The organism is Massilia sp. DJPM01 (assembly GCF_030348125.1).
GTDB lineage: Bacteria > Pseudomonadota > Gammaproteobacteria > Burkholderiales > Burkholderiaceae_D > Telluria_A > Telluria_A frigida.
Genome location: NZ_JAQOZV010000204.1, coordinates 1 through 778, shown reverse-complemented (window position 1 = coordinate 778; position 778 = coordinate 1). Strand labels below are relative to the sequence as shown.

Genomic DNA, 778 nt, shown 5'->3' with positions numbered 1-778 from the left:
CTAGCAGCCTGTCGGGCTTTGAGCCGTAATCGAAGTCACATCGTCCGCTTGCCCGGGCCGAAGTCAACGACCTTTTCTTGTGCTAATTCAACCTGCGCATGAGAAAATATTGTCTTCGCAATTTCGCACGCCCATCATGTCCGGATTCATCCTCGTCGACCGCAAGACCGCCTATCTGATGCCACCGTCGCTGGAAGATTGGCTCAACGAAGATCATCTCGCACGGTTCATCGTCGAGGTCATCGACCAATTGGATCTATCGAATCTGACGCGTCGATATGCGGGACGCGGGTCGAAGGCGTATCACCCGTCCATGCTCCTTGGGATTCTGGTGTACGGCTACGCCAGCGGCATCTTCTCGAGCCGCCGACTCGAACGCGCGACGTACGACTCCGTCGCGTTTCGTTTCATTGCGGCGGGCAGCCATCCCGATCATGACACCCTGGCCACGTTCCGGCGGCGCTTCCTTGCAGAGGTCGTAGACGTGTTTATGCAGGTGCTCGAATTGGCCAAGGAAATGCATCTGCTTAAGTTGGGCACGATAAGCCTCGACGGCACCAAGATTCATGCCAACGCCTCCCGTCATAGCGCCCTGTCGCACGGTCATATTGAAAAACTTGAAGTGCAACTCAAGGCGGAAGTGCAGGAACTACTGGCGCTGGCCGAACAGGCCGATCAGGCCGACGTTCCAGACGGCGCCAACTTGCCCGAGGAAATCAAGCGGCGCGAAGACCGTCTCACCGTCATGGCCGACGCCACGCGCAAGATCGCGGCAAGG

The 778-nt window shown here is 57.8% G+C and carries 1 protein-coding gene; it reads left to right on the top strand.

The features are described from left to right. Positions 1-136: 136 nt before the first annotated feature. On the top strand, positions 137-778 hold a 642-nt coding region (locus PO883_RS34675), incomplete at its 3' end, for a transposase (protein WP_289313831.1).